This is a genomic window from Microbulbifer variabilis (genome assembly GCF_052467165.1).
The window spans coordinates 1,067,720-1,091,524 of sequence record NZ_CP174301.1; the positions used below are offsets into that span (position 1 = coordinate 1,067,720).

Sequence of the window (23,805 nt, forward strand, 5' to 3'; positions counted from 1 at the left end):
GTGCATCTATAAAATAGCTACTCAGCGTTACTCGTCGCTTATTTGGAATAACCAAATTACACTCCTCGGGCCTTGATTGGCGCTTCTATAGCAACAACAGAGGCCATCCAATGAGTGACAATAGGCCCTGATGAGATACATAGTTAAGGATAGATTCGATGATAGAAAGGCGTGAATCCAGCCTGCACGAGCTGACCACGGTTTTGGACTACATTCGCTGGGGCACCAGCAGATTCCATGAGGCTGGTCTTTGGTATGGTCATGGCACCGATAACGCCTGGGATGAGGCGGTATTGCTTGTCACCCACGCGCTGCACCTGCCACCTTATAGTAAGCCGGAGATATTGCAGGCACGCCTGACGATGGAGGAGCGTCGCGATGTGCTCACTATCCTGGAGCGACGCTTTACCGAGCGGGTACCAGCTGCCTATTTGACCCATGAAGCGCACTTCTGCGATATGACTTTCTATGTGGATGATCGGGTGCTGGTACCTCGATCGCCTATTGGGGAGATGATACGGCACAACTTCCAGCCCTGGCTCAAGGTAGAGCCCTTGGCGATTTTGGATCTTTGTTGTGGAAGTGGCTGTATCGGAATTGCCTGCGCAGAAGCTTTCCCTGAAGCGCGGGTCGACCTGAGCGATATCTCTGAGGGTGCCATAGAAGTTGCGCAAATTAACATTAATCGCCACAACTTGAATGAGCGCGTGCGCGCTGTACAGTCGGACCTTTTCGCCGGCCTGAAGGGGTTCAGCTATGAGCTGATTGTCTGTAACCCGCCCTATGTAGATGCTCGTGACCTGGCAGAAATGCCAGAAGAATTCCGCGCAGAGCCAGAAATCGCCCTGGGTTCAGGAGAGGACGGTTTGGATTTTACCCGTCGCCTGTTGCGAGAGGCTGCCAATCATCTGCAGCCAGAGGGTTTGCTGGTTTGTGAAGTCGGCAATAGCTGGGAGGCATTGGAACAAGCTTTCCCCGAGGTACCCTTTATGTGGCCTGAGTTTGAGGATGGAGGCCACGGTGTCTTTGTCATCAGCCGCGAAGAACTGCTCGCTTACCAACCTTACTTCGAAAAAGAGTAATTTCTTTTGCCAACCCGGCAATCTACATTGCCGGGTTTGTTATTGGAGGCAGATGCGCGGAGCAATTGTGCTTTTTGTTCTTGGCCGCGTGCTGGGCCCCGGGGTTCCTTTATAATGTGCGGCTTCACTTGAGGCCAACTCCTGTTTAACCACCTACTAGCTGGAAAAGTCGTCTATGTCGGGCAATACCTTTGGCAAGTTGTTTTGTGTCACCACCTTTGGCGAAAGCCATGGGCCCGCCCTGGGCTGTATTGTTGATGGCTGCCCTCCGGGCCTGGAGATTAGCGAAGAGGAGATTCAGTTAGAGCTGGATCGCCGCAAGCCCGGTACTTCCCGTTATACCACCCAGCGCCGCGAGCCTGACCAGGTAAAAATACTCTCCGGTGTTTTCGAGGGGAAAACCACCGGCACGCCCATTGGCCTATTAATTGAAAATACCGATCAGCGCTCCAAGGACTACAGTAATATCGCCGAGCAGGTAAGACCGGCCCATGCCGATTTCACCTACTGGCAGAAATACGGCATTCGTGATTACCGTGGGGGTGGCCGTTCTTCCGCCAGGGAAACTGCTATGCGGGTTGCCGCCGGGGCCATCGCCAAAAAATGGCTGAAGCAAAAATACGGCATTGAAGTGCGAGGCTACCTCTCTCAACTGGGCCCGATTAAGGTACAAAAACTGGATTGGGAGCAAGTGGAACTTAATCCCTTTTTCTGCCCGGATGCAGAGCGAGTTCCTGAAATGGAAGCCTATATGCAAGACCTGATCAAAGAGGGAAATTCCATTGGTGCGCGCATCTCAGTGCACGCCAGCGGTGTACCAGCTGGCTTGGGTGAGCCTATTTTTGACCGCCTGGATGCAGACCTTGCCCACGGCCTGATGAGTATTAATGCGGTAAAAGGCGTGGAAATTGGAGCGGGCTTTGACTGCGTGGAGCAGAAAGGCACCGAGCACCGGGATGAAATTACCCCAGAGGATGGCTTCCTATCGAATAATGCTGGTGGCGTGCTAGGGGGCATTTCCAGTGGTCAGGATATAATTGCCCATATCGCTCTAAAACCAACTTCTAGCCTGCGTATTCCAGGGCGCAGTGTCGACCGGTCTGGCAACCCTATTGAAGTAGTTACCAAGGGCCGCCACGATCCCTGTGTGGGAATACGTGCGACACCTATTGCGGAAGCCATGATGGCTCTTACACTTATCGACCATGCCCTGCGCCATCGCGCACAAAATGGTGATGTAACACCTGGGTAGTTCGAGCGCTCCTGATCTTTAGCTATAGGGATACCGTAAGAGCCGGTATCCAGTGCCTTAGCCGTTAACATACAGTAAAGAAATTAAGGAGCCTCTAATTTAACCCAAGGCCCCATTAAAATAGTTAGCTCCGGTCTCCTTAATTTTATTAATACTACGAAGGCGGTCTGAGGGGCTTAATACGCCTTTGTTACCACGATTCACTACATGGGTGTAAATTTCAGTAGTGTTAATGTCAGAGTGCCCCAATAATTCCTGGATAGTGCGTAAATCGTAACCAGCTTCGAGTAAATGTGTGGCAAAGCTATGCCGGAATGCGTGGCAGCGTGCCGGTTTGTTGATTCCCGCCTTTCTCACAGCACTATTTACCTGGCGCGTCAATGTGGATGAGTGTATATGGTGTCTTCGGTATATGCCTGAACGGGGACATTTACTGATAGTGTTAGCAGGAAACAGGTATTGCCAAGCAAGTTGTTTGGCGGCTCTGGGGTATTTGCGATCAAGTGCATCCGGCAGATAAACTAAACCGTAGCCGGTCAGTAAATCCTGCTGATGAAGAAGAGATACATATTTAACTTGACGTTGTAGATCTTGGATTATTCCCTGTGAAAGAAGGGTAGTTCGATCCTTATTTCCTTTTCCACCGCGGACAAAAATATTATTGCTACTAAAGTCCACATCTTTTATTCGGAGAGATAGTAATTCGGCACTACGAAGCCCTGAGCCATACATCAGCTCAATCTGTAATCTGAAGACCCCCTGTAAATGACTAAGAACCGTAGCCACTTCTTCACGACTGTAAACAACAGGCAGCCGCCGTTGCCTCTTGGCAATCGTAAAATCCAAGTCTGGGATGTCCTTACCTAAGAACTGCTTGTAGAGATAAGCAATAGCATTCAATGCCACTCTTTGAGTATTGGATGCGCAGAGATCATGAACAGCGAGATGGGTAAGGAAAGTCTCAACTTCAGCCGGCCCCATACCGGCAGGATGCTTCAATCGATTAAAGTGAATAAACCGCTTTATCCAATGCGTGTAAGTTTGCTCTGTTCGGTACGATAGTCCCTGCTTGCGAATATGCTGACGTAAAATATTCATAAAACGTTCTGGTTTAGGGGGTAGCTTAGGGCGAATATCATCCATGACAATTTCTTCAAGCTGTTTTTTTATACAGTATTTGGTGTTTTTCTGGATTGTCAATACCTAAGATCAAAAGCAGCTGCACATATCCACAGTAATATGAGCGTTAACTTATTGATTTTGAATGATTTACATCTGTGATCAAAAGCAACAAAATAACAAAATATGATGCAGCTGCAATATATCCACTTGAGTATTACTATGTCATTGACGCCCAACTCCCTGATTTATAAATATCTTTCCTGGCTTTGGTAATTTCTTATCTTGGGATATATTGTCAGATGATATAATGCAGCTGCTTTTGAATACACTGTTAGGCATCAGCGATGATTGAAGATTGGAGTGAATTGATAGAAATTTTTGGAGAGAATGATGGTTCTCTACCCGATATTGAAATAGCCAATCTTACGGCTGAGGAAGTAATTCTAGGATATGAGATTCTAAGAAATCACGCGGGATGCATATCTTCGGAAAATACTTATTATTGGTCTGTATCGAAGCAATGTGAGGTTCCGATCTCATTAGAAGATAACCCTTCGGAACTGGTTGTGTCCAGTGAAGCTGAACCTTTTCATCTTTGTTTCGGAAATGTAAAAAGTCCGAGCGGCAAAGAGCTACCGGAACTTGGCTTGTTCGTGTTCTCTAACAGCCTCGCGCTAGATTATCGCATGGGGCCGGAATGGAATCAGGATGCAATAGAAGGTTTGTTTGAATTGATATCGGCCATCACAAAGAAATCACAGAACTTCGAAATTGAGCACAAGACGAACATAAACGACCATGATGGTTCAATTTTTAAATCGCATTGGGCAGCGTACCAAAATGCCTAACAAGGCAAGGCAGGCGGATGCGCTTACAGCGCACCGCTGCTTGCAACGTTATGTGCCAATAAGAAGGAGTCAAGTTGAACTGGATTAGAATATTAAAATTTTCGATATTACTATTTATTTCGCTTACTACACTTTCAACTTGTATAAGCTATTTTTGGGGAATCTCTGCTTTAGAATATGGAAAATCCAAGGAGTTCTTTTTATTAAGCTATGGTGCATCTAGTCTTTTATCTATCGTAATATTGAGTATTTTAGCTAAGAAACAGGAAGATTTTACGTTTCTTCATTGTACTATTACTTGTGTCATTTGTTGGTTATTTAGCACTGCTACTTTGGCAATTTTATTAGAAACAATCTATTACCCTAAAACATGGATAATCGATGCCCCAATAACAATTGTAGAAATATCAATTGCTACATTAATTGGAGTAATGATTAGAAGAGTAAATTCATTAAGGCTGACTCAAGGTGCAAACACATAACCAGCACAGGCATGTTCGCCCTTCGGGCTGGACCTCCGCAAACTGTCACTTTTCTTGCTTCGCAAAAAAAGCGCCATTTTGCTACGGCCCATGCTATGGGCGTTAGGTGTCAGAGTTAGTATGAAGAAAATATCAGGATCAACATTCTATTTTAAGAAGTTTTTTCTAAACATATGGTTTGGGTTTCTTGCTTTCTTTCTAGTTACGTCTTTGGCAGCCGGAGCAGCCAAGGAGTCCATAATGTTCTTAGCTGTACCAGTTTTCATGGCTGTCTTTGGCTTTTTCTTCTTCAAAAAGTTACTCTGGGATCTAGCTGATGAGGTCTATGACGAGGGTGAATGATTGCTCTTCCGTAAAGGAGGGAAAGAGCAAAGAGTCTTGCTCAAAGATATCATTAATATTAGTTACGCCCAGATGAATTCACCGGAAAGGGTTGTGTTACAAGTTCGTTCAGATGGCGCTATCGGCAAGGAGCTTGCGTTTAACCTTCCAATGAGGTTTATCCCATTATCTAAAAACCCCGTTATCACTGAGTTAATCGAGAGAGTCGATCGTGCTAGAAACACCTAACAAATTGCTGCAATTCGTTACGGGCCTACGGCCATCCACCGGACGCGCAAACCGCGCGCGCCGTTGAGCAAAGCGTTATGCGCTTTAGGAGAGTTTCGTGAGATACATCGATGTTGATTGGATTCAAGATTCTGAAGATTATCCATATCGATTAGTATCAGAAATCGCAGATGATAATTTCGAAACACGTAAGCTAGAGTTTTTCAGAGATGGAAGTATAGGTTACGCATCTGACAAAGGATCAACAAAAGATACAGAGCTAGGTATTTGTGAAGTGCCAAGCTTAGATGTAATAAACTCACAAGATGAACTCTCTGGCCAATCAATAACCAGAGACGAGTTCGAAACATTGTGGCAAAAGTATGTGCGTGGCATCGCATAACAAGCCAAGGCTGTCGGACGCTTCGCGCCTCAGCTTGGGGCGTTAAATGTACAAAGAGCTATGACAGAACGATTTGACGAGTTGATGGGGCTAGTTGATCCAATAATTGATAAGTATTTGGGGGCTGGATCAGAGAGTCTAAATGAGCATGAGCTAGTGATGGTTTGCGTATGGATGTTGGAAGCGGAAGTGAATAACGGAGGGTTTAATCAGTTCTTTTGGAATTCCGCTGGAGATATCTCCATCGAAACTGTTGCGTCTTTGCATAAAATTGGTGCGTCAAAAACGGCTAGCATTGTCGAAGCGGCGAATGCTAATTTTGGTGAGATGGTCCACCTAAAGACCGAGAAGTTCGTCAACAGGAACTTGAGGCGCTTGAGGAAAGTGGAGTTCTAAAATTAGATTCACTAGATTCTGATTTTTATAAATATCCTAACGACTTGGAAGAGTTGATGTACGCGTATGCAAAAAATAACAATCTCCTGTAAAACATTTAACAAAGCTAGGCAAGTTCGCGCTGGACCTCGTCGCTTAGGCTCCTCAGCCCTTGCTAGTGACGTTAAGGGGCAGAATGAACAATATCATAAAAAACGTATTTTTCTTAGGTGTGACTCTATTAGCTGGACTAGTTTCGTGGGTTTGGGTCGAAATATCGAAAAGTAACGAATTGATCGCAATAGCGAATGATCCTATAGCGTCTGCTAACCGTGGTTTTGAAGAGGCCCTTAGTGACTATCGTCAGGATCACAAGCAATTTGTTGAAGTTTACATTCCCGGCGAAGGGTACAAAGTCCCAGGGATTTCGGAGTTGGCTCTCAAGGGTAGCCTACAGGATTTTGCGCCCAATACTTTCCTTATTTGTGGCACCGGGCTCCACTATAAAAATTTTGCGCTAGACATAGGCAGCCATGAATACAATAAATACTTTGCTCAGGCATACAATGCGAAGCTACTGGAGCTATTAGCCAGTGAGCGCCCTTAACAAAGCCGGGCAATTTGCTCTGGGCCTGCGGCCCTCTGCGGGATAGCTTACCTTGTGCACATTTTGCGCAAAAATGGGAGCACAGCGACCTGCGCAAAATGTGCACAAGGTAAGCTGCCCCTGCCGGAGGCGTTATGAATAAAAACTATGTCTAATCTCAAAGACCGCCGATGGCGTCGTAAAGGCCTCGATAGAAAAATCGAGACTCCTTCATGGGGGGAGCTTGCTTTTGGGAAAAAGCTTTTCAATTTGCGGCATATGTTACTAGCTGTATTTACTAGTGGCTTCATATCTTTTGCAATGCTATACCAGCTTATAACCTATGGGCATTGGGAGGCCAAAGGAGCAAAAGTAGATGGTGCTGTGGGCTATGGTATTGCCTTTTTCCTTCTAGTAATTTTCATAGCCCTACTTATTGCAACTATTAAAGACTGGCGGAGAGGCTAATGCATAACAAAAAGCAGCACGATTGCCCACGAAATATGTGGGCTGGACGGCCTACGCTTTGCTTCGGCCGCCCGTGTGCTAGGCGTTAGTGGTAAGCAAGAATGAGATTTCAGTGCCCACATTGCAAAAATTTTGGAGTCAATGCTTTTTCAAAGATTGGGGCGCATTCACTTGGTCCTGCACGATGTTCAAGCTGCTGTTACCACAGCGTTGAGCCAACACAGTGGCAAAAAGCAAAAAAGGCTTTGTGGGCAATAACTGGCCTATCTGCGTTTATTTCAGTGTTTATGGTAAGTGTACTACCGCTTCTTATCTGTTTTTCCGCGAGCGTTATACTCTCTCTATTCACACTATTTACGGTAAAGCTTCAACCAATTACAAACGCAGAAGTACACAATGGCCAGCTAAAGTTTTTAGTCGTGGTGCTCGCAGTGTTAGGGTTAGCGATTTACGGATACATCTTACAGTGATTGCCACTAACAAGCGCAAGCAGGTTGCTCCGGCCCTTGGGGCCTCCGCGGGACGCCCAACGCAGTGCAAATTTTGTGCAGGTCGCTGCGCTCCCAGTTTCACACAAAATGTGCACAGCATTGGTCGCCCCTGTTGCGGGCGTTATGTGAAATAAGTATGAAGCGACTTTTAGTAATATTTCTATTGATTTCATCCTCATCCGCTTTCGCGGAAACACTGATTACACCAACCTACGAAATCGAAATAGGATCATGCCCAGAAGGCCGTGTAAGTTGTAGCTCTGTAAAGTTTAAGGTAAAAAATTTGGTGTCAGACTCGGTTTCAAATTTCACCGGAGAAACAATGCACTCCTTATGCAAAGATGGAGTTACACCCTGCCAATTTCAGGGCTATCAGTTCACTGGGGATAAAGGGCATTTCATCATCTATTCCGATGGCATATTGGAAATAAACGAGGAATCCGGCCAAGCCATATTGGTCGAGGAAGGCAAGTGGTCATACTAAAGTCACATAACAAGCGGCTGTTGTCGCCCCTTCGGGGTTGGGACTGCCTTTCCGCTGCTTCGCAGCTCCAAGCCAGCTCCAAAGCCGGGCGTTAAGCGACTAGGATATTGATGAGCAAGGAAAATTTTGATTTACTCATTAACGCGGTAATGCAGGACAAGTCTCTAGCCGAAAAACTCATCTCGGAAGACCCGGAGATAGTACACGCTAAGAATGGGATTGGAGAGACTGTGCTTCATTATTTAGCAGTTGAAGATCATCTAGATGAAGTCGCATGGTTGTTAGCGCGTGGATCTGAAATCAATACGGCTAATGAATTTGGCAACAATCCTTTGTCTGAAGCTGCAAGCCTCGGTTATTATGAGCTGTGTGAATTTCTACTCAAGGAAAGTGCCAATCCTAGGCAGAAGACTCCAGATGGAGATACTGCTTTAAGTGAGGCTGCAATTAACAATGAGCATAACGTGGCAGAACTTTTACTAGGCTACGTTGAGCCAGCAGAGACTCTGCAGGACTACTTCTCTTATGTGGGGTATGAAGTATTGCTAGATAAAGAGAGTCAGTCAGCAAAACTTATTAACCTAAAAGGGTTAAAGTGGTGAGGCGCCTAACAAGTTTAGGCAATCGGAAAAATTATGCCGCCTTCGGCTCCGCAATTTTCCGTTGCTAAAGACGTTATATCTATCAAAGTAAAAAATAGAGGTAAGAATGAAGAAGTTTTTGATTCCATTGATTGCTGTTTCAGCCGCATTTTCAACACCTTCCTTTGCTGAAGGAAGGTGGTTAGCAACATCAGTCAATGTGGTTGCTATCACCAATACGGCAGCAAACGGTAAAAGTTTCAATGTCACGGTAGCTAATGGAGACGGTAACTACGCCTGTGAAGATACAACCATTAGTTTTCCGCTCTCGGTTGCTGGCAACAACGGCAATGATGAAAATATTCATAATCGAGCTTTTTCAATGGCTATGGTTGCATTCACGACTGGAAAAAAAGTTAATATTTATACCTACGAAGATGTTGAAACATGCTCGCACGCGGCCTACATTGCATTTTCTCCAATATAGAGATGTGATGAGGGCGGTATAACAAACGCAAGCACGCGGACCCGTTTTTCGCTGCGCTCCAAACGGTCCGGTGTTGCGGGCGTTATACGTTCAAGAGAGATGGTGATGGAAACTTACTTCAAGGAAATTGAGGACAAACTAGGCCTAATTTTACCAGAGTTCTACAAGTCGGCTTTATTGAACTATCCGTTTAAGCCATTGGATGAAATTGATTGTGTAGAAGATAATTTAGTGAAGGAGCTAGAGTGGATTACAACAACTAATCTAGAGCTTCGAAAATGTCACTTTTATGGAAATCTTTGGCCGCCCCATTTTTTAGCGATTGGACATGATGGGTTTGGAAATTTCATGTTCTTAAACTTAAAAGTGCATGACGAGACAATCTATTTTGCTGATCACGAGGAAGAATTTGACTCTCGAGATATTAGTGATCTAGAGCTTGCAGCAGATATAGAAGAGTACATTCAGTTGTGTAAGGAAGAGCAAGAAGATGTGGTTAAAAACGTATAACAAGGTTATCAACCTGACCGTCATTAAGTTACTTCGTTTGCTCTTAGTCGCTACGGTAGCGCAAATAAACCAACTACGTTCCGGCCAGTTATAACGGCGTTAGGTGTCATATGAAACAATTTAATCCATTTCACATATTATACCTATTCATAGTGTCTCTATTACTATACATAATAGGGGTATATACTTTCTACAGCCCTTATTTTGAGGCTTTTACGGGTATGTATATAGTAGTACCTCAAATGTTGGGTGTATTTATTACAATACCTATAGGTATATTTTTTTTATTGTTCGGTATTTGTAAAAAAACCTAGGTAGTAAATCTAAAGATAGGTTTATAAAAGCTGGAATAATAATCTTAATTTTACAGCTTTGTTATTTTGTCATAGTTAATAACGGCTATTATCTTACGGTATAATTTGTCCTATATTTTTTAAATTTTTTGTAGATGATGGTTTTTTGATATAGCTACACTTAACAAATCAATCAACGGTCGCCTTCGGTTGGACAGCCAAACCTTCGGTTTGTCTGCCCGTTATTGAGGCATTAAATGCCAGTAGCAATCGAAAGCATAATGAAATTTGAAGATGGTGATAGAGTAAAGATTGAACCACATTTTTGGTGGCCAGATGGGGCGATTGGAACTGTTTCAATTCAGCCAGAATTTGTAAGGAAGCTATTGGAAAAGAAGAATCAGTGGAAAGTACTCAGAGAACTATAAAAGGCAAGGACAGAATTATCACAAGCGTGTGGGTAAATTTCGATGAACCAGCGAACGATTGTAGTGATGATGGTCCTTATATCGGTGGTGAAGTTCAAATTGAGTATTTGAGTAGGCTGTGAGTTCAGCATTTAACAAGCGCAGGTTGTCGGACTGGTTTTCCGCTGCGCTCCAACCAGACGCAACTGCGGGCATTTGTGACTAAAAGAGTAAGCTCAAAATGTTCAGGCAATTAAGTCGTAACAGAAAGGTACTTTCCGTATTTAGCATCGGAGTAGCCGTGTGGTGTATTTCTATGCTTGGCTATCAAATAAGTTATGCAGAACGAGTTATGTCAGGACTAGAGAGTTGCATAATTGAATCGCTCGAACTTTGTGAGAAAGTAAATGAGGTCGAGCTGTATCGAAGCCTATGGAATGAGTCTGCCAGGTACTATGCTCTTGCATCGGTATTCTTCTGCGTTATATATGGTGCAACTTCTTTTGGGGAACGAAAGAAAAGAGTGGAGTAGTTGCCATCACATAACAAGAGGCTGCTGTCGCCCCTGCGGGGCTTGGACTGCCTTTCCGCTGCTTTGCAGCTCCAGGTCAGCCCCAAACCGGGCGTTATACGAAAAAGAGATCATGAGATTTAGCCAAGCACTTGAAATAGTACCTAAATGGGTTGAAGTAACTACTGAGGGGGTAGCCGAAGTTAGTGCCGTTGAAGATAAACCTTATGGCTGGGTGTTTTATTATCAAGCTAAGAATTACAATCCGAATGATATTTCAACTTATCTAGGCGGCAACGCGCCTGTAATTTTCGATCGTATAGATGGAGAAATTCGTGTCACAGGCACAGCCTATGAAACAGAGCAATATCTTAAAGAATATGAAGCAACATTGCCTGAAGCTTGGCTACTAATGTCGCCAGAAGTTTCAGGGTTCAAAAACAAGTATGAGTAATCGTATAACCAGGCCTGGCAAGATCGCCCAGACGGAGGCTGGGCTGGACAGCCTACGCTCTGCTTCGGCTGCCCTTGCTGGCAACGTTAGGTGCAAGGAGAGAACATGAGAATCATCGTAACTTTATCAATTATTTTGGCCCTTGGTGGTTGTGCAACCGCCTACCAGCCGCAGGGTATGACTGGTGGCTTCTCAGAAACACAACTAGACACAAATGTGTTTACCGTTACTTTCAAAGGTAATGGTTACACCGGAAGAGATAAGGCCAATGATTATGCGTTGCTTCGTAGCGCCGAATTAGCATTGGAGCATGGGTATAAATATTTCGTTATCGTTGATGCACAGCAGTACTCAAAAAACAGCACTTATACAACTCCTACCACAGCAACAACCAATGTAAATGCCAACACATATGGCTCTGCATACAATTACGGCAATAACACCACCTACAAAGCTAATACATACGGCACTGCAACAACTACTGTATCGGGTGGCCAAACTTACAATATTTCCAAGCCCCGAACCTCAAATACAATAGTGTGTTTCAACGAAAAACCTGAGGGTTTCGCATATAATGCACAGTTTATTGCAAATAGCCTCAAGCAAAAGCACGGTATTCAAGATGCACCTAACAAGTGACTATGGTTCTTCGTCAAGCTTTTAAGCCATATTCTCATCCCAATATGTGTTGTTTTTTACCATCGTATTCAGAATGGTAAGTTGCTTTCTCATACAGGCAATGAGGGCCACTTTTTTAGGTTTGCCAGCGTCGACTAAGCGTTTATACATTGGCTTTAATTTAGGGTGGCACTGGATCGCCGACATTATGGAAACAAACAGGACCGTGCGCACACGATGCCGTCCACCACGAATATAGCGTTTACCTTGAAAGTTCCCACTATCTCGGTTCATAGGGGCGATACCAACAAGTGCAGCAATCTCTTTTCGGTTCAGTTTCCCCAATTCAGGTAATTCGCTCATCAGGGTGTAGGCCAATACATTTCCTACCCCTTTAGCGCTTAACAATAGGTCACGTTTTTATCGCCATTCGGCAATACTGCTGACGAGTTTATCCAGCTGCTTATCGATTCCTTCTAACTCTTTTTTGATGGTTTTCAATATGGCTTGAATAGGTTTGTGTACAGATTTAGGCATTCGCTTGAGACGGTTCTTTTGCATTGTACTCATCTCCAAGCACTGGCTTCTTACAACGAGTAAGTCACTGATATTCGTTAATTTTTCAGGTTTTAACTACGATAATCTTGGCTTCATTGCCTCTCCAAAGTGAGCAATGTCGACAGCATCCAGCTTGTCAGTTTTGGCGAGTCGCCCCGCTGACTTTGCAAAGTTTCTTACCTGCGAAGGATTGCAAACAACTATCGGCACCCCCGCTTTGTGGGCAGAACAGACAAACTCCAGTTCAAGCCTTCCGGTGGACTCGATAAGTACTCTTTTGGGTTTAAGGGGTTGCAGTCGTTTAATGGCGTCCTTAATACCATCTTTATCATTGGTAACACTAAAGAATTGGCCAGTTGGTCTCACAAAAATATCGAGCTGTTTGCTGCTAGTATCGATACCGACATTGATCTCTTGAGGTTCCATAAGATAAGCTATCTCCGCCTTGCTATTCGGGCTTGAGGCCCACATGACTATTCGAGTTATGCCTAATGAGTGTCTGTCACGTTCCTACTTGTTAGCGGTCTTTATGAACCAGCGCAGCAACGAACTGTGGCAAACAAGGCCTTCGGTGGCCGCCGAAGGTGGGTCTCAATTTACCCGTTAGGGAAAAGGATTTTCAACATCAGAACCGGGCAAGAACAACCATACAAGCCGCAGCAATCGCTCCCGTTGGTCGCTGGGACAGCCAAAACGCTGCGCTTTTTTGTCTGCCCCTGTGCGGGGCGTTATGAGCACTAGCATGGCAAGACGAATAAAACTTTCAGCGCTAATGACACTACTCGCAATAGTGTTGAGTGGTTGCCCTCGAATCGCAGAGATAGATATCTATAACAATACTGGTGTATCAATATCTTTAAATAGCGGGGGAAGTATCACTCATATTTCCCCTGGCGAAGTAAAAGTTATTGTATTTACCTCAAGCAGTTTGGTTGTCAGTTCCGAAATCGGAGAATGGAAATACGGCCGAAATTTGATTACGTATGGCGGCGAAGATGGTGAATACTTCAACGGCACTGTATATTTGCAAATCAATAAAAGTGGCCAAGTCTTTGCTACTAGAGAAAAAGATAAAAGGCCACAATCTGAATTTGAAGCACAGCCAGAGGGTTTCCCAATTGCACCAAGCTCATAACAAGCAAAGGCAGCATCGCCCTGCGGGCTGGACGCGCTGACGCGCGCCGCTGCTTTGAGCGTTAGGTGCACCGGCCAATGAAAATTGGAGTTTTATTGATAGCTTTATCCTTTCTACTGATCTCTTGCTCACGAACGCCACACCACGTTGAGCTAGATGACTTTTCAAAAGAAAGAAAGGTTTCAAAGTATGGAGAGGGAACGTATTATTTTATATATACTTACCATACTTTTAGTTCGAAGAATGATACAGAAGGTCAAGAGGTATATTTTCGAGATATTGAAAAGTATATCGATTTATATTTAGAGAATAGCAATACCTGTAAGCCTATCAAAGAAACCCTGTCATATTATAGTGAAGGCGGCAGTGTCAGCATTTTGGTTTTATGCAAAAGCACCTAACAAGGCGATCAAGATGGACATTGATCTTGCCCCGTTTTAACGGACACCAAGGTCAAACAGACGAGGTGTCTTATGCCGAAATACAACAAACCTAGAAAGACTTGGCAGTATTCAAACGAATTCAAAGTGAAAGCGGTAATGCTTAGCTTGATAGAGGGCATTCAAGTTAAGGAAGTGGCTGAAACTCTCGACATTCACCCTTTCATGCTGTCACGATGGCGAAAAGAGTTTCAGGAAGGGAAGATTGTGGCAGATAAACGAAGAAAGCTTACTGATGTAGTCTCTAGAACAGAAAAGGAACTTTCTAGGGTAAAGCGTTTAGAGGCGGAGAATCGTAAATTAAAGCAGGAGCTTGATTTGCTAAAAAAGTGGCAACGGTTTCTTGCAGAGGAACATCAGCAAGATATCGATTTATCCAGAGGTTCGGATCAGCATTAGGTATCAAAAGAACTTGTCAGTGGCTAGGAGTATCGCGCAGTGGCTATTATGATTGGCTGAAGAGGCCGCGATCGCACCGAAAACACCAAGATGATGATCTAAAAGTTCAGAGATTCAAAAGATTTCGGATGACTCTGCAGGGCGCTATGGTATTCCAAGAATTTGGAAAGCCCTGCTGACCAAGGGCTATGAAGTTAGCCATAAGCGCGTAGCCCGGCTGATGCAGGAATTAGGAGTCGTAGCCAGAGTTACGAGAGTGACACGTAGGGCACCAGGAATAATGCGTTTCCTAGCCTCTGGGGAGAATCTTAGACCGGAAGGAGCTGTGCCTAAAAGCAAGAATCAAGTTTGGGTTGCTGACATAACTTACCTTAAGGTTAAGGGTCAATGGCAGTACTTGTCAGTGGTGATGGATTTGTATTCTCGCCGAGTAATCGGTTGGAGTTTAGACACGAAGAGAGCAACAGAATTAACCCGAAAAACCCTGATGAATGCTGGAAGGAAAAGAGGATCACAACCGGGATTAATATTACACACGGACAGAGGTGTAGAGAACAGAGGGTCCGAGTATCAAAAAGAGTTGGGAAGATATGGAATCCAGCATAGCTTGAGTAGAGCGGGTAAATATACGGATAATACTCATATGGAGTCGTTCTTCCATAGCTTAAAAGCTGAACTGATTAGAGAAACTAGCTTCCAGACAATGAGCCATTTAAAGTATGCTCTGGCTCGATATATTAATGATTTTTACAACCGTAAGCAGCTGCATTCAGCTTTAGGCTATCAATCATTAATAGAATATGAGCGAATAGCAGTATGAAAAGTAGTGTGTCCGTTTTATCGGGGCAAGATCACCTTTCACTCAAATTGCTGGTACAATTACGTGCTAAGTCCGCAGGCCACTGTGGCCGGCGTTAATTCTACTGACACCTTGGCTCACTCTTTTTTAAACGAGCTGTTAAACCACTGGTATAGAAGGAGCTAATTATGGAAAGCATGGAATTCAATACCCCAAAAGTCGTGCTCTACACTTTCGCTACCAGTCCATACGGTCTTAAAGTCCAAGCTTTTCTCGCTTTTAAAAAGATCGCTTACGAAATTGTCTATGTATCTCCGTTTAATATGAGGGAAACACTTCCGATGGGGCATACCGTGCCTGTTTTGACAATTGATGGTGAAAGCAAAAATGATTCACAAGAAATACTCATTGGCTAGATGAACGCTTCCCTCAGCGTCCCCTGTACCCTGTAGACGGTGATCCGTGCATTAACGAACTTGATGATTGGGTCCAGCATTGCATGATTCCTGCAAATTTTAGGTTTGTGCGACCGGCTTTATCGCTAGCACTTCCTGTGCAGCTGATCAACGCTTGGCGCCTCGGTTGTGCCATGAATCGCACGGTACCAGATAACGCAATCGGCGCATGGCGTTTTGTATGGCCTCTAGTCCTTCGGTGGGCTCCTTTTGTCCGCAGGGAAGCTGAAAATGCTCCAGGAAACAGCATAATGGCTGCTGCACGTCATGTCGGTGCACGTTTGAGTAAAGCGCTTGAGAGAGGTCCTTTTATGTGTAATCGTAGTGAAGTGAGTGTTGCAGACCTCTCTGTCTATGCGCTCCTTGCTTTTGGTTATGAGGCTGGGCTTACAGGAGGAGACGGACTTTTCCGTCGTAGTCGCATACGAGAATGGGCACTACGTGTGCAGGGTGAACTCGACCCTTCATTGCCTTTGGTTCCAAGCCAAATTCAAGTTAGAAAGCTAGGAAGCTGATTGCAACCTTTTTAATATCTGCCCTCCCTCTAAGGGTTTGTATGGAGGGTAACTACCAGTCTTCTATCTCGAAAGAAATATGAGATGTCCCTACAAATTAGATACTGGGAAATTAACAAGTTAATCCGGGTGGGCACAAAAACCTCCAGTTTTTATTCCGCTGTTTAAAGCGTTAAGTACCTAGAGTATGGGGTAGCAATGCCACGGAAAGTTGGATTCATTCATCTGCTGTTTACTATTTTCACGTTAGCCTATTGCGTGTTTGCTGTTGTGAGTGGCAAGGTATCTGTCTATAAACGAGCTGGTCTCTCAGAAACAATCAGTATTGATGTTGAACCAGAACGGTTTTTTGGGGTGTCGTGTTACTTTATGTAGGTATGGCAGTAATTATGGTTATACTAAGTATAAAAAAGTACTTTCCCAAAAAACTCTATGAACTTATTGATTTTGGTATACATTCTAAACTATCTATTTTACAAGTTATATTTTTAATCAGCTTTAAAGCTTTAACGTACAGCACCATTTTTTGGTTGGCTGGGGTGTTGGCAAATACTTAACAAGCGACTATGGTTGCTCGTCAAGTTTTTAAGCCATACTTGCATCCCAGTAAGTGTTAATTTTCACCATCGTATTCAGGATCGTAATCTGCTTTCTCATGTAGGCAATCAGAGCGATCTTCTTAGATTTACCAGCGTCGTCTAATCGCTTATACATCGGCTTTAGTTTGGGATGATGTTGTATGGCCGACATACTGGAAGCAAACAGAACCGTACATATTCAATTTGCAATTTATGAGTTAGGAAATTTTCTGGTTTAAAAGATTTTTATCATGGATTAGCTGAAGTAAAATCTTCCAACGCTGTTGGGAAGTGAAGAGGTGTGAATATATAGAAATCCATATCAGAATTTTATTCAATAAGGATGGGTAACGACTTTCACTTTGGAAGATTCTGCAAGTATCCGATTGCTGCTTATATTTAGTATGGAGTAGGTGGAAAATTTATGGTTAGATTGTTTGACTGATTTCGGATAAAGTTGGCTGATTATCAGTGTGAAGACTAAGCAAGGAGGTATTAGTTCATGGATTTAGATATACCCACATTTATTTCTTCTTTAGGCGTTTCTTCACTCACTGCTATATGGTTGACTAAGTCACTAGTTGCTCATAGATTGGAAAAGGATCTTCAGAAATATAAAAATGAGCTAGATAGATCTTTAAGTGATTTTAAGAGTGTGCAAGATGGCCTAATTAGAAAGGATGTAGAAGTATACTTGAAGGAGAATGAAGCTGATATAAGATACAATTTTGAGGCGAGGGCCAGGTTGTATCAAGCTATTGGTCCCCTTAAGTTCCAGCTTCTTCTGGCTGCCCGTGATTTTAAAGCCAGAGTTACGAATATTCCGAAAAAACCCTATAAAATTGATTTGAATGGCCATTATGGAAAAAGCACCATTTACAGGCTAGCAAGACTGCTCTGTTTGTCAGAGCTGATAGAGAGTAAAGTTGCTTATGCTGATTTTGCTGTAGATGAGTCTTCTGTTAAGTTGCTTGAGTTCAAAAAATCGCTATTTCTGATGTTGTCCGGTTCAAAAATAACTAGTCATCACCCAAATGCTAATTGGAAAGTACAAAAGGAGCATATTTTCTTTGATACTTTATCAAGTATAGGAAATGCGCTTACCATTAATGAAGGCGAGTCAGTAGCGAGGTGTATGTCTTTTTCAGAGTTTACAGATGCCCTAAAAGAATATAATTTTGTTGAGAAAATTTCCCCCCTTATTAATGTTATGTCTGGGCTATGTCTTAGAGGAACTCCAATCCTCTGGGTTAGGCTTTCTTGTGTTGCAGTGCTCTGTAATGAATTAATAGAAAGTTTGGGACGATCAGTCGGGTTTAAATATAAATCTCTTGATCTCAGTGCTCTTATTAGAGAAAGTAATGATGATTTTGTTCAGCGTAAAGCTGAAAAATATGTTGAGCTATGTAATGAAACTATGAGTGAAGGTCTTTAGGGGGTATCAACACTCCCAATAAGGTACAGATTTATATTTCCATTTATAAGTTTGCTCCCTTCACTGAAGGGGATCTGGTGGTGCAAATATCAAACACTATCCTCTATAGTTGCTGTGAGCTGCCAACTGCTTATTATACTTTATTTGGTTTTTGTCGCAGAAAATTAATAAGATGGATAGATCATTTTTTATAATTTGAATTGAATATTTATTGTGTTCTTGGTTGCTGATGGTGATTGTTCATAGGCACAGACTATAAAACTATGCTGTTCTACTTGATTCAATAGAATTTAACTTATTATCAGAGAGTTTAGCATCCTGACCTAAATAGCGTATGCTAAAGAATTTGGCTGTCTTTCTCTTTTCCCAAGCTTACTAAATATAACTGATTATTTTGAATTGTTAGTTCAGTTATTGACGTATACTCTGGTCGAAACTGTTGAATTTTTTGGCTTTTATGAATATAAGCAACGATTGAATTTATTACCATAAAATGACAAAAAACTATAGTATCTTCAGTAATGCTAAGTAAATATCTCTGAATTCCATTGCGCCACTCTTTTTGCTGTTTATCACTTATAGTCCATTCTTTATTCAGAAGAGAGCGTATCCATGGTAGGCGTTGACTTGATAGAATACCTTCGGGTGTTGGTATCTCAGTGACTAAGTTGACCACTTCTATTGAAGCGCCCCATATTCTTGCTAGGGGTTCTGCTGTCTGCTTGGCTCGCAGCTTAGGACTACTCGTGATTTTTAATCTTCCTTGAATAGCAAGTTTTTGAGCTAACTCTTCAGCTTGTATAAATCCTAACTTGGTGAGGGGTGGATCAAGGATATTATCTCCTTTAGCTGCCTCACCATGTCGTGCAAGTAAAATTCTGGGCATGTTATTTGGGATTATAGATACTGGTTTAATACTTCATCTGGTATATTTTGCCATAATGATAGCAGTTCTGCTGTATTGAAATTCGTGAAATGTGGATGGTTACCGATGCGCTGGCTTTGCTTTCCTGTAAATATTGGCCAGTTGTTTCCCGGGTTGCCACATTCAGCGAAGTTCAGCCAGGCTTCTTGCATACTTTTACTTAAGGTGTGCGGGGCTGGCTCATCGCGATATAATTCCTGTAAAGACGCTTCACCATGAGTACCAAATAGATAGGCTAGTTCTGCAGCATGACACGCACCTAAAAAGGGCTGTGCCGCTAATGGTTGGGCGAAATGATAATGGAAACTTTGTCCTTTATGTTGAGTTAGATACCTAAGCCCTGGTAGGGTAAAAACCATATCAGTCAACATCAAATTCCAGGTTTTACTCCATTCTGGCCAGGGATTATTTTTAATAGATAAAGCCTGCTGGTAATAGTAATCAATAATAGGTTTTAGTGTGCTCTCAGGTAGCAGCCATTCCAACTTTTTGCAGATTGAGTGATAATTCAGTGTGAAAGTTTCAGGATTTGTAACACTAAATAGATTCCACTCTTCTAAATTACTGCCAAGAAGAATTGGATGGGCTGTATTAGTTTTAATATTTACTAAAGACGGCCGTCTTTTTCTTAATAAGCTTTCGTCTAGCACTGGCTTAAATGGAAGTTGCCCCCAGTTTTGTGTCATGCGTGGATCTTTAAGAATTTCGCTTTGTGCCTGAAGAAGTAACTTTGTAGAGCATTTGTGTATTGGTATTCCACCGCTTATGTTATTAAGATGCTCGATGAATGCAGCTGCCATGTTATTGGCTCTGGAAATCGAATGAGTAGCCCTTGGGTGGCCACTTTGTACAATCGCTCGAGAGTATAAATTATGATATTCAGTTACCTCTAATAGAGAGGTGATGCTCATTGCGCCGGCAGATTCACCAAAAAGAGTGATATTGTTCGGATCTCCGCCAAAGGCTTCAATGTTATCTCTCACCCATTTGAGCGCTGCTATTTGATCCAATAGACCTTCGTTGCCTGTAGATGGGATGTCAGAAATGTCTTTTAAACGTAGAAAGCCTAGAGCGCCAAGACGATAATTGAATGTCACAATTATTGCTCTGCCGTTTGAGGCAAGATGGCACCCATTATATATATCTTGGCAGCTTGACCCCATATAGAAAGCTCCACCATGTATCCAGAGCATTACAGGTAGCTTTCTTCCTTGGGTTATAGGTGGCGAGAAAATATTTAGATAAAGACATTCTTCTCTATCAGGAATCTCTCCATTTTTTCCCCGGACCTGCATCAGGTTTGAGGGATTTTGTGCAGCTGGCGTTCCAAATTGCGCTGCATCAAATGGCGCACTCCAATTTGGCATAGGTTCGGGTGCTTTCCAGCGGAGGTCGTTAATTGGGGGACGAGCATAGGGTATACCTAGAAATTTATAGGTTCTTGTAGCTTCGTCTACTTTGCCAATAATCGGTCCAGCAGGTGTATCAATGACAGGTGTTGACCTCTTATTTGTGAGCTTTCTAATACTTGGGTCCGTTGTCATGAGTAGTTTTTCCTACTGTATTTCTCTCTAACGTTGCACTTATTTAGTCGGCGTTATTCTTCAGACTTTCCTTGAAATCATTTTAATTTACGTCCATACAAAAAGAGTGTGTGGAAAAAATTTGGCACAGTTATTTTCCGGAGGGATCCTGGCAAGGAGATGCATTGACGAATCTAGTCACGGATGGGCTCAAGGTGGGGAATTTTCCGTCTTTTAGCTCAGGCCATGAACAGTGTATTTAGGAAGTTGCACCGTTTGAAGTTGGTGAGAGCATGATCGTAAAAATCTTTGACAAGTCTACGGGCTTGATTGCTGAGAAGCCACTGGATAGCTTGAAGTTAACCGCGACAGGCTTGGTTGAATTGCCGGTAGATCCAGACGAGATAGCCTCGTTATCTCAGGAAGGAAATGACCTAGTAATAGTTTTAAAGACGGGTCAAATCTTCACTTTATTTGGTTTCTATCATGAAGACAGTGATGGAGATCATAGTGAGTTGACTGTAACTGGGGGTTCAGAGCCCTTATTCCTTGCGGCTTCGGGAGGGTTGATACCAGCTTTTACCGTTGCCGGCGGCCCAGCTGGTGAGCCTCCTCCCCCTCCTCCGCCTGCCGTTCCGTGGTTTGTCCCTGCTTTGATTGCTCTCGGTGTTGTTGTCATCGCTGTAGCATCAAATGACGATAGTAACCGTGGGGGCGGCTTTGTGCCTCCGGATTCAGATGCGGACGCAGATTCGGATGCCGACGCCGACGCCGATGCGGATGCCGATGCAGATGCAGACGCGGATGCCGACGCAGATGCCGACGCCGATGCGGATGCGGATGCCGATGCCGATGCCGATGCCGATGCCGATGCCGATGCCGACGCGGATGCGGATGCTGACGCCGATGCCGATGCCGATGCCGACGCAGATGCGGATGCGGATGCGGATGCGGATGCCGACGCGGATGCCGACGCTGATGCTGATGCTGATGCGGATGCGGATGCGGATGCGGATGCGGATGCGGATGCGGATGCGGATGCCGACGCCGACGCCGACGCCGATGCAGATGCGGATGCGGATGCGGATGCTGACGCCGATGCCGATGCCGATGCCGATGCCGATGCCGACGCGGATGCGGATGCGGATGCTGACGCCGATGCCGATGCCGATGCCGACGCAGATGCGGATGCGGATGCGGATGCGGATGCCGACGCGGATGCTGATGCTGATGCTGATGCTGATGCGGATGCCGACGCGGATGCGGATGCGGATGCGGATGCGGATGCGGATGCGGATGCGGATGCCGACGCCGACGCCGACGCCGACGCCGATGCAGATGCGGATGCGGATGCTGACGCGGATGCCGATGCCGATGCCGATGCCGATGCCGATGCCGATGCCGATGCCGATGCCGATGCCGACGCGGATGCGGATGCCGACGCGGATGCGGATGCGGATGCGGATGCTGACGCCGATGCCGATGCCGATGCCGACGCAGATGCGGATGCGGATGCCGACGCGGATGCCGACGCGGATGCGGATGCGGATGCCGACGCGGATGCTGACGCGGATGCAGATGCGGATGCCGATGCCGACGCAGATGCAGATGCGGATGCGGATGCCGACGCGGATGCCGACGCAGATGCCGACGCGGATGCCGATGCCGATGCCGATGCCGACGCGGATGCGGATGCCGACGCGGATGCCGATGCCGATGCCGATGCCGATGCCGATGCCGATGCTGATGCCGACGCGGATGCGGATGCGGATGCTGACGCCGATGCCGATGCCGATGCCGATGCCGACGCAGATGCGGATGCCGACGCGGATGCCGATGCCGATGCTGACGCGGATGCCGATGCCGATGCCGATGCCGATGCCGATGCCGATGCCGACGCAGATGCCGATGCCGATGCCGACGCAGATGCCGATGCCGATGCCGATGCGGATGCCGATGCCGATGCGGATGCCGATGCGGATGCCGATGCCGATGCCGACGCGGATGCCGATGCGGATGCCGATGCGGATGCCGATGCGGATGCCGATGCGGATGCCGATGCGGATGCCGACGCCGATGCGGATGCCGACGCCGATGCGGATGCCGACGCCGACGCCGATGCGGATGCCGACGCCGATGCGGATGCGGATGCCGACGCCGATGCGGATGCCGACGCCGATGCGGATTGTGATGCTGACGCCGATGCCGATGCCGATGCCGATGCCGATGCCGATGCCGATGCCGATGCCGATGCCGATGCCGATGCCGATGCCGATGCCGATGCCGATGCCGATGCCGATGCCGATGCGGATGCGGATGCGGATGCCGATGCGGATGCGGATGCGGATGCCGATTGTGATGCGGATGCCGATTACGACTATGAGGGTGGTGAGCTACCGCCGGGATTCCCGGATTTGGAAATAGATTTTGACATTGATGAAATCATTTCCTTGGAAGCTATTGCGATCCCCAGTGTGTTTGAGGAGTATCTCGATACCGTTGGATATGCTTCTGCTTCAAAGGTTGAGGAGTCCGTCAGTGATGGAAGCGAGCAGGAAGGTTCTGCCCGGTTGGATATGATGCAACTGGCTGAGCTTGAGCTGGACTTTGTTGATAGTGGTGTTGATAACCACTATCAACAGGTAATGACTGCAGACGGGTTGGCAGAGTTTGCCAATGACTATCAGCGGTTTGACTCAGTAGAAGAGTCCTTACTGGATGAGTTACTAGATTCTGGTGATCGGGATATTCAGCTGATAGAGCTCAATCTTTCTTATGATGTATCTGGACAATCAGAGCATCAGACGACTGTGACAGATATTGGTTCTCTAACCAGTCCTGAAAATTACGCAGTCATTGAAGATCCGATGGGAGATATATGGCAGCAAAATGGATTTAGTGATATGTGAGGTGAGAAGTTCAAGTTAAGCAAAAAAACCGGGCTAAAAGGCCCGGTTTTTTTTGAGCTAAACTTTTATGAGGCTTGGGAAAAGTCTTGCTTATATGGCTTCTTAATTCCAGGTTGTGGGATCTCAAAACT

Annotated in this window: 25 protein-coding genes and 3 pseudogenes; 24 read left to right on the plus strand and 4 right to left on the minus strand. The window is 45.0% G+C overall.

Annotated elements, in window-relative coordinates:
- Positions 1 to 158 precede the first annotated feature (158 nt).
- Both prmB and aroC read left to right on the plus strand, forming a co-directional pair.
- Positions 159 to 1,082, plus strand: a complete 924-nt coding sequence (prmB, locus tag ACJJIP_RS04625) for a 50S ribosomal protein L3 N(5)-glutamine methyltransferase (protein ID WP_353376082.1) — start codon at positions 159 to 161, stop codon at positions 1,080 to 1,082.
- Between the two features lie 175 nt (positions 1,083 to 1,257).
- Positions 1,258 to 2,334, plus strand: coding sequence for a chorismate synthase (gene aroC / locus ACJJIP_RS04630; RefSeq protein WP_020412736.1), 1,077 nt, complete (start codon positions 1,258 to 1,260; stop codon positions 2,332 to 2,334).
- A gap of 99 nt (positions 2,335 to 2,433) precedes the next feature.
- Here the strand turns inward: aroC and ACJJIP_RS04635 are convergent, their stop codons facing one another.
- The gene (locus ACJJIP_RS04635; protein ID WP_444946299.1) at positions 2,434 to 3,477 is read right to left on the minus strand and encodes an integron integrase; all 1,044 of its coding nucleotides are present in this window, start codon (positions 3,475 to 3,477) and stop codon (positions 2,434 to 2,436) included.
- 323 nt (positions 3,478 to 3,800) lie between these two features.
- On the opposite strand from ACJJIP_RS04635, the gene ACJJIP_RS04640 reads away from it, so the two are divergent.
- The 15 genes and pseudogenes from ACJJIP_RS04640 (at position 3,801) to ACJJIP_RS04710 (ending at position 12,024) form a co-directional block, all read left to right on the plus strand.
- The gene (locus ACJJIP_RS04640) at positions 3,801 to 4,304 is read left to right on the plus strand and encodes a hypothetical protein (protein WP_444946300.1); all 504 of its coding nucleotides are present in this window, start codon (positions 3,801 to 3,803) and stop codon (positions 4,302 to 4,304) included.
- Positions 4,305 to 4,378: 74 nt separating this feature from the next.
- Complete coding sequence (locus tag ACJJIP_RS04645) at positions 4,379 to 4,786, plus strand: hypothetical protein (protein WP_157533421.1); 408 nt, start codon at positions 4,379 to 4,381, stop codon at positions 4,784 to 4,786.
- Between the two features lie 120 nt (positions 4,787 to 4,906).
- Complete coding sequence (locus tag ACJJIP_RS04650; protein WP_444946301.1) at positions 4,907 to 5,128, plus strand: hypothetical protein; 222 nt, start codon at positions 4,907 to 4,909, stop codon at positions 5,126 to 5,128.
- A gap of 325 nt (positions 5,129 to 5,453) precedes the next feature.
- Positions 5,454 to 5,738: a DUF6881 domain-containing protein gene (locus tag ACJJIP_RS04655; protein ID WP_444946302.1), complete on the plus strand. Its 285-nt coding sequence runs from the start codon at positions 5,454 to 5,456 to the stop codon at positions 5,736 to 5,738.
- Between the two features lie 84 nt (positions 5,739 to 5,822).
- Positions 5,823 to 6,134, plus strand: a complete 312-nt coding sequence (locus tag ACJJIP_RS04660; protein WP_444946908.1) for a DMP19 family protein — start codon at positions 5,823 to 5,825, stop codon at positions 6,132 to 6,134.
- Positions 6,131 to 6,226, plus strand: a pseudogene (locus ACJJIP_RS04665) (hypothetical protein); the annotation flags it as partial. The gene ACJJIP_RS04660 and the pseudogene ACJJIP_RS04665, both read left to right, overlap by 4 nt.
- Positions 6,227 to 6,309: 83 nt before the next feature.
- On the plus strand, positions 6,310 to 6,720 hold the full coding sequence (locus ACJJIP_RS04670) for a hypothetical protein (RefSeq protein WP_444946303.1): 411 nt from the start codon (positions 6,310 to 6,312) through the stop codon (positions 6,718 to 6,720).
- A 147-nt stretch (positions 6,721 to 6,867) separates the two neighbouring features.
- Positions 6,868 to 7,167, plus strand: a complete 300-nt coding sequence (locus ACJJIP_RS04675; protein WP_444946304.1) for a hypothetical protein — start codon at positions 6,868 to 6,870, stop codon at positions 7,165 to 7,167.
- 813 nt (positions 7,168 to 7,980) lie between these two features.
- Positions 7,981 to 8,142: a hypothetical protein gene (locus tag ACJJIP_RS04680; RefSeq protein WP_444946305.1), complete on the plus strand. Its 162-nt coding sequence runs from the start codon at positions 7,981 to 7,983 to the stop codon at positions 8,140 to 8,142.
- 110 nt (positions 8,143 to 8,252) lie between these two features.
- The gene (locus tag ACJJIP_RS04685) at positions 8,253 to 8,744 is read left to right on the plus strand and encodes an ankyrin repeat domain-containing protein (protein ID WP_444946306.1); all 492 of its coding nucleotides are present in this window, start codon (positions 8,253 to 8,255) and stop codon (positions 8,742 to 8,744) included.
- Between the two features lie 106 nt (positions 8,745 to 8,850).
- Entirely contained in the window at positions 8,851 to 9,210 is a 360-nt protein-coding gene (locus ACJJIP_RS04690; RefSeq protein WP_444946307.1) for a DUF5992 family protein, read from the plus strand.
- A 105-nt stretch (positions 9,211 to 9,315) separates the two neighbouring features.
- Positions 9,316 to 9,720 (plus strand): SMI1/KNR4 family protein, encoded by a 405-nt coding sequence (locus tag ACJJIP_RS04695; protein WP_444946308.1) that lies wholly within the window; start codon positions 9,316 to 9,318, stop codon positions 9,718 to 9,720.
- 574 nt (positions 9,721 to 10,294) lie between these two features.
- The gene (locus ACJJIP_RS04700) at positions 10,295 to 10,441 is read left to right on the plus strand and encodes a hypothetical protein (protein ID WP_444946309.1); all 147 of its coding nucleotides are present in this window, start codon (positions 10,295 to 10,297) and stop codon (positions 10,439 to 10,441) included.
- Positions 10,442 to 11,064: 623 nt separating this feature from the next.
- The gene (locus ACJJIP_RS04705; RefSeq protein ID WP_444946310.1) at positions 11,065 to 11,385 is read left to right on the plus strand and encodes a hypothetical protein; all 321 of its coding nucleotides are present in this window, start codon (positions 11,065 to 11,067) and stop codon (positions 11,383 to 11,385) included.
- Between the two features lie 105 nt (positions 11,386 to 11,490).
- Positions 11,491 to 12,024, plus strand: coding sequence for a CC0125/CC1285 family lipoprotein (locus ACJJIP_RS04710; protein ID WP_444946311.1), 534 nt, complete (start codon positions 11,491 to 11,493; stop codon positions 12,022 to 12,024).
- 21 nt (positions 12,025 to 12,045) lie between these two features.
- Here ACJJIP_RS04710 and ACJJIP_RS04715 read toward each other — a convergent pair.
- Positions 12,046 to 12,987: pseudogene (locus ACJJIP_RS04715) on the minus strand (IS110 family RNA-guided transposase).
- Positions 12,988 to 13,303: 316 nt separating this feature from the next.
- Between ACJJIP_RS04715 and ACJJIP_RS04720 the strand changes: the two are divergent.
- The 6 genes and pseudogenes from ACJJIP_RS04720 (at position 13,304) to ACJJIP_RS04745 (ending at position 18,317) form a co-directional block, all read left to right on the plus strand.
- Positions 13,304 to 13,696: a hypothetical protein gene (locus ACJJIP_RS04720; protein WP_353376676.1), complete on the plus strand. Its 393-nt coding sequence runs from the start codon at positions 13,304 to 13,306 to the stop codon at positions 13,694 to 13,696.
- Between the two features lie 77 nt (positions 13,697 to 13,773).
- The gene (locus ACJJIP_RS04725; protein WP_444946312.1) at positions 13,774 to 14,097 is read left to right on the plus strand and encodes a hypothetical protein; all 324 of its coding nucleotides are present in this window, start codon (positions 13,774 to 13,776) and stop codon (positions 14,095 to 14,097) included.
- A 72-nt stretch (positions 14,098 to 14,169) separates the two neighbouring features.
- Positions 14,170 to 15,355: pseudogene (locus ACJJIP_RS04730) on the plus strand (IS3 family transposase).
- 167 nt (positions 15,356 to 15,522) lie between these two features.
- Positions 15,523 to 15,750: a glutathione S-transferase N-terminal domain-containing protein gene (locus ACJJIP_RS04735; protein ID WP_444946313.1), complete on the plus strand. Its 228-nt coding sequence runs from the start codon at positions 15,523 to 15,525 to the stop codon at positions 15,748 to 15,750.
- A gap of 137 nt (positions 15,751 to 15,887) precedes the next feature.
- The gene (locus ACJJIP_RS04740) at positions 15,888 to 16,304 is read left to right on the plus strand and encodes a hypothetical protein (RefSeq protein ID WP_444946314.1); all 417 of its coding nucleotides are present in this window, start codon (positions 15,888 to 15,890) and stop codon (positions 16,302 to 16,304) included.
- A gap of 1,080 nt (positions 16,305 to 17,384) precedes the next feature.
- Entirely contained in the window at positions 17,385 to 18,317 is a 933-nt protein-coding gene (locus ACJJIP_RS04745; RefSeq protein ID WP_444946315.1) for a hypothetical protein, read from the plus strand.
- Between the two features lie 337 nt (positions 18,318 to 18,654).
- Here the strand turns inward: ACJJIP_RS04745 and ACJJIP_RS04750 are convergent, their stop codons facing one another.
- Together ACJJIP_RS04750 and ACJJIP_RS04755 are read right to left on the minus strand one after the other, a co-directional pair.
- The gene (locus tag ACJJIP_RS04750; protein ID WP_444946316.1) at positions 18,655 to 19,203 is read right to left on the minus strand and encodes a histidine phosphatase family protein; all 549 of its coding nucleotides are present in this window, start codon (positions 19,201 to 19,203) and stop codon (positions 18,655 to 18,657) included.
- 11 nt (positions 19,204 to 19,214) lie between these two features.
- Complete coding sequence (locus tag ACJJIP_RS04755; protein ID WP_444946317.1) at positions 19,215 to 20,786, minus strand: carboxylesterase/lipase family protein; 1,572 nt, start codon at positions 20,784 to 20,786, stop codon at positions 19,215 to 19,217.
- A 272-nt stretch (positions 20,787 to 21,058) separates the two neighbouring features.
- On the opposite strand from ACJJIP_RS04755, the gene ACJJIP_RS04760 reads away from it, so the two are divergent.
- Entirely contained in the window at positions 21,059 to 23,674 is a 2,616-nt protein-coding gene (locus ACJJIP_RS04760; protein ID WP_444946318.1) for a BapA/Bap/LapF family prefix-like domain-containing protein, read from the plus strand.
- The last annotated feature ends 131 nt before the right edge of the window (positions 23,675 to 23,805 follow it).

What these genes read in the sequence shown, in the direction of transcription:
- prmB (WP_353376082.1), top strand. Translation starts at nt 159, where the DNA reads ATGATAGAAAGGCGTGAATCCAGCCTGCACGAGCTGACCACGGTTTTG.
- aroC (WP_020412736.1), top strand. Translation starts at nt 1,258, where the DNA reads ATGTCGGGCAATACCTTTGGCAAGTTGTTTTGTGTCACCACCTTTGGC.
- ACJJIP_RS04635 (WP_444946299.1), bottom strand. Translation starts at nt 3,477, where the DNA reads ATGGATGATATTCGCCCTAAGCTACCCCCTAAACCAGAACGTTTTATG.
- ACJJIP_RS04640 (WP_444946300.1), top strand. Translation starts at nt 3,801, where the DNA reads ATGATTGAAGATTGGAGTGAATTGATAGAAATTTTTGGAGAGAATGAT.
- ACJJIP_RS04650 (WP_444946301.1), top strand. Translation starts at nt 4,907, where the DNA reads ATGAAGAAAATATCAGGATCAACATTCTATTTTAAGAAGTTTTTTCTA.
- ACJJIP_RS04660 (WP_444946908.1), top strand. Translation starts at nt 5,823, where the DNA reads ATGGGGCTAGTTGATCCAATAATTGATAAGTATTTGGGGGCTGGATCA.
- ACJJIP_RS04670 (WP_444946303.1), top strand. Translation starts at nt 6,310, where the DNA reads ATGAACAATATCATAAAAAACGTATTTTTCTTAGGTGTGACTCTATTA.
- ACJJIP_RS04675 (WP_444946304.1), top strand. Translation starts at nt 6,868, where the DNA reads ATGTCTAATCTCAAAGACCGCCGATGGCGTCGTAAAGGCCTCGATAGA.
- ACJJIP_RS04680 (WP_444946305.1), top strand. Translation starts at nt 7,981, where the DNA reads ATGCACTCCTTATGCAAAGATGGAGTTACACCCTGCCAATTTCAGGGC.
- ACJJIP_RS04685 (WP_444946306.1), top strand. Translation starts at nt 8,253, where the DNA reads ATGAGCAAGGAAAATTTTGATTTACTCATTAACGCGGTAATGCAGGAC.
- ACJJIP_RS04690 (WP_444946307.1), top strand. Translation starts at nt 8,851, where the DNA reads ATGAAGAAGTTTTTGATTCCATTGATTGCTGTTTCAGCCGCATTTTCA.
- ACJJIP_RS04695 (WP_444946308.1), top strand. Translation starts at nt 9,316, where the DNA reads ATGGAAACTTACTTCAAGGAAATTGAGGACAAACTAGGCCTAATTTTA.
- ACJJIP_RS04700 (WP_444946309.1), top strand. Translation starts at nt 10,295, where the DNA reads ATGAAATTTGAAGATGGTGATAGAGTAAAGATTGAACCACATTTTTGG.
- ACJJIP_RS04705 (WP_444946310.1), top strand. Translation starts at nt 11,065, where the DNA reads ATGAGATTTAGCCAAGCACTTGAAATAGTACCTAAATGGGTTGAAGTA.
- ACJJIP_RS04710 (WP_444946311.1), top strand. Translation starts at nt 11,491, where the DNA reads ATGAGAATCATCGTAACTTTATCAATTATTTTGGCCCTTGGTGGTTGT.
- ACJJIP_RS04720 (WP_353376676.1), top strand. Translation starts at nt 13,304, where the DNA reads ATGGCAAGACGAATAAAACTTTCAGCGCTAATGACACTACTCGCAATA.
- ACJJIP_RS04725 (WP_444946312.1), top strand. Translation starts at nt 13,774, where the DNA reads ATGAAAATTGGAGTTTTATTGATAGCTTTATCCTTTCTACTGATCTCT.
- ACJJIP_RS04735 (WP_444946313.1), top strand. Translation starts at nt 15,523, where the DNA reads ATGGAAAGCATGGAATTCAATACCCCAAAAGTCGTGCTCTACACTTTC.
- ACJJIP_RS04745 (WP_444946315.1), top strand. Translation starts at nt 17,385, where the DNA reads ATGGATTTAGATATACCCACATTTATTTCTTCTTTAGGCGTTTCTTCA.
- ACJJIP_RS04750 (WP_444946316.1), bottom strand. Translation starts at nt 19,203, where the DNA reads ATGCCCAGAATTTTACTTGCACGACATGGTGAGGCAGCTAAAGGAGAT.
- ACJJIP_RS04755 (WP_444946317.1), bottom strand. Translation starts at nt 20,786, where the DNA reads ATGACAACGGACCCAAGTATTAGAAAGCTCACAAATAAGAGGTCAACA.
- ACJJIP_RS04760 (WP_444946318.1), top strand. Translation starts at nt 21,059, where the DNA reads ATGATCGTAAAAATCTTTGACAAGTCTACGGGCTTGATTGCTGAGAAG.